General features: G+C 49.5%; 3 protein-coding genes. All 3 read right to left on the reverse strand.

What is annotated here, in order from left to right:
- Nucleotides 1-1,099: 1,099 nt before the first annotated feature.
- Complete coding sequence (locus CLV42_RS33465; protein WP_106606305.1) at nt 1,100-1,963, reverse strand: tyrosine-type recombinase/integrase; 864 nt, start codon at nt 1,961-1,963, stop codon at nt 1,100-1,102.
- Complete coding sequence (locus CLV42_RS33470) at nt 1,960-2,814, reverse strand: tyrosine-type recombinase/integrase (protein ID WP_106606306.1); 855 nt, start codon at nt 2,812-2,814, stop codon at nt 1,960-1,962. The genes CLV42_RS33465 and CLV42_RS33470 overlap by 4 nt, the downstream gene beginning before the upstream one ends.
- A 76-nt stretch (nt 2,815-2,890) precedes the next feature.
- Nucleotides 2,891-3,847: hypothetical protein (locus CLV42_RS33475; protein WP_211303580.1), on the reverse strand; the 957-nt coding region annotated here is incomplete at its 5' end.

The raw sequence follows: 3,847 nt of genomic DNA on the forward strand, positions 1-3,847 counted from the left end.
CCTATTCTACTATCATACTCCCAGAACTGTGCAGTATAATTATTATCTCCTAACTCACTCGAGTGCTCTTGCCCATTAAACCCATAGCGATAACCGCTTGCTCACTTTCACTCCTATAGCCCAACCGCCCTGCACACTTTTTTACTCAAAGAACTGGCCCTAAGATATAGTTTTTTCTTTCATCTGTTATTTCAGCTGAAAGAAAAAAATAACACTACGTCGGCGGGATAGTGGATGCGTTACTAATGCTGAGGGATATATCCTGCTGATGGGCTTTATCCTGTCGTACAGCCCTCATACTGATGCTGATCGCATCCACTATCCTGCCGACGGAAGCAAGATAGTACTAACGCTGACCAGGGTACTGCAGCTCACGTTCGCGCAGCATATCATCAGCTGGTGGGTCAGCGATCTAATGTCTGGCAGCTATAACCGACGCTTAATAGCGATCCTCCGCCACCACCGCCATGCCGCCACGGCCGCTGGGGCGGGAGTGCGAAGCGCAGCGTAGCACGGAGCCACAGCTGGCCGCGCCTAGTCCTTGTTAATAGCCAGGAGCGCAGCGGATGGCAAAGACAAAAAGATAAGGCCGTGGCGGCTAGGCAGGTGGCGGACAAACGAGAGGCAGCGTAGGGATGGCTGTAGCAAAGCCAATGTGTGCGAGCCGCCAGACCGGGAGCTGCCCGAACGCAGGACGAAGGGGCGCAAAAACTGTGACAGGCTGCGCTTAGGACCCTTTACATACTGAACGCTTGCGCAGCCTGGCGCAGGTTTTTGTACGACCCGAGGACGCAGTGAGACCGCTGTTCCTGGAGACTAATAATACGGAGGACCTGATTTGATGGTGGGAGACTGGTATGGAACCATCCCCCTGATCTGTTATACCCCTACCATGCCTTTAGTATGCCTTTACCATGCCTTTGATATGCCTTTGAGGTGGAGTTGAACCATTTCTGACGTACCTCACACCCGACCTATACAGGCTTCATACACGACGCATACCAGACGTATAGGTGGACCTATAACTTCTAAAGGGCAGCTTTATAATGGGTCGAACAGGGTCCCCTTTCACATGCAGAACGGGACTCGAACCTCTGCTTCATCTTACCGGATGATACAGCTCTATAGCTGCCTGTAAACGTCCTACATCGTCCTGACGGTAACGCTCCGTACTCGATGGGTACTTATGACCTGCGAACTGCTGCACTACACCTATATCATGCCCCTGTGTAAACAGGTTGGCGATTACACTCTGACGGATGCGCTGCGCACTCACCTCCCTACCTCTGAACAGACCTGCATAACTACGTTTTATATGTTTACTGATGTCTTCCCCATGCATGCCTTTACCTCGCTGGCCGATTAGCAGTAACTCACTTTCCTGGCCTCCCAATAATACTGGGCGCACCTCCTGCAGGTAACGACTCAGCCAACCTACCTGTAACGGCTTTAGGGCCAGTGTACGACTATTAGTGACGGCGGTACACCCAACATACACAGCACTGCTTTCCAATAACACATCCTGGACACGTAATGCTGCCAGTTCGCCCACCTGTAAGCCCTGATAGATCAATAAGCTCATTAATACCTTATTGCGTAACGCAAGCACGCTAAAACGCTCTTTGCGCTCCAGCAACTGTTCCAACTCTGTACTGCTGAACAGGTCCTGCAGCTGGATGTCTCGGCTTCGCCTGTCACGCAGCTTGATCCCCCGTGCAGGGTGATCCGACCGCTGCCCCGTATAACACAGGTAATCATAATAAACTTTGATACTGCTAACGATACGGTTTAACGTATGGCTGTTGCTGTAATGATGACGAAGGACGCCTATATACCCCATTAAGTCCTTATAAACGGCGGTAGATGCCTCGGGGTAACCGGATAAAAAGATGCTGATTTCGCGGGCATAGGACGCCGCTGTAGATGGGGTGTATTGCTGTTGTAAATACTGTTCCAATGTCATAACTGTTGCAATTGATGGGCGCCTACCTTGGCATAGATCTGTGTCGCTTCCAGGTGCCTGTGACCTAAAAAGTCCCGCACATATTCAAGGCTCATACCACCCTGTAGCAGATGCGTAGCTATACTGTGACGCAGGTAATGTGGTGTAATCCCCTCCCATAGTCCCGCACGTCTGACCACACCTTTCAGTAAATGATTATAACTCTCTCCACTCATCGCCTTACCTACACGGTTCAGCATAAAGGCACTCTTATCACTGTCCCTGCCTTTACGCCACTGTTCAAGGTAGGTGGTCAACTCCCCTGCTACTTTACCCGTCAACGGGATCACACGACGGCTGGCTCCTTTGCCTGAACGTACATACAATAACCGGTGTCTGGCCTGTACATCACGGATGCTTAACTTCACTGCCTCACTACGACGAAGACCACAACTATAAAACAGGTGTAACATCACCCGCTCCCTGATGCTCAACGCTGCACTAAACAAGGCTGCTATTTCATCCTGTCTCAGCGCCTCTCGGCTATTACGCTCACCTCTGCGGAACTTTAACCCACTCATCGGGTTATAGCTGATACCTCCGCTGGCCTCCTGCCAGCTAAAGAACACTTTCAGCGCATATACATAATGGCTGATCATCCCCGCACTTAATGCCCCCTCTCTCCGCTTTAAAGGCCGTATATGCAGCCATTCATAAAATTCAAGGATAACTATCGGGGTCACTTCTGTTAGGCCCTTAAAACGCCCGTATTGCAAAAAGTCACGTACACAACCAGGTAACATGTTCTGGGTTGTAGTACTATAACCGCTCTGTTGTAAGTATTGCTTAAAAAGTGTAGGATAATGATGCATGGTACCACTATGATCTTAGATATACTTTTTAACCCCCTTGAGCATTTTTTCTGAACGCCGAACACCAGCCCTTTTTTCACCCTCTTTCAGCCACCATAGGCAACTCTGGTGTTCGGCCTGGCGTTCGCTGGTGTTCGGTCCTCAATGCTGATATCTGATTGCCAAGATGGGTTTTTATCCGATCCCGTAAATCGCTGTAATTGTCCCAGTGGGCTATACGGTACTTAAAACCGCGGTTGGCATGACCATACTGGCGTATATAACTTAGCTCTACCAGCTTATTTACGTAATGATGTTGTTGGGTTTTACCTACACCGGTGGCCTCACGTACCTCGAACCGGGTAAACTCATAATCTCTTCCCCGCTGACCTATAAAGGCCTTTAACTGCTCATAGAACTGACGAAGACTACCGTCCAGCTCATCTACTTTCAGTACTATGCTGTCGAACATAATACTAACTGCCTCCTCTATATCACTGATCTCTGCTATCAGACGGCCTTTGCTGTCTTTCTTTCGCTGATACTGATGTACCAACGTCACCATCTTCACAAAGTTTAAAAACAGGTCATGTAAACGGCGGATCTTGTGCGCATCCTCGGGCAACTGTAAACGCCCCGCATAAGGATTCACTACTTCCAGCGGTTCCAGACAGCGCACCAGGTTACGGATAAACCCCTTACTATCCTGTTCCTTGCGGGTATCTGTCTCCCCTGCTGCCTTACTGTTCTGGTAGCCTATAATGCGCCTCGTCTGTTCCGGACTCTCGTCTACCGCTATCAGGAACACACGGCTCATATTGTCCTCATAGATCTCTCCATGGGTTGTACACGCAAGGCTGGCTATCGGGCCTCTCACTGTCTTCTGACCACTGGTGATCTGGCCATTCTCCAGTTTAATACTGGTGGCACTATTCAGCTCTCCATTACTCTGCAGCTCACGGAACGCAAACTCTGCTTCCTCACTCAACCCGTCTATATCTTCTAAACATAATAACCGGTTCATAAAGTAACGCTCAGGGTAATTATATAACAC

The sequence above is a fragment of the Chitinophaga ginsengisoli genome (assembly GCF_003014595.1).
Lineage (GTDB): Bacteria > Bacteroidota > Bacteroidia > Chitinophagales > Chitinophagaceae > Chitinophaga > Chitinophaga ginsengisoli.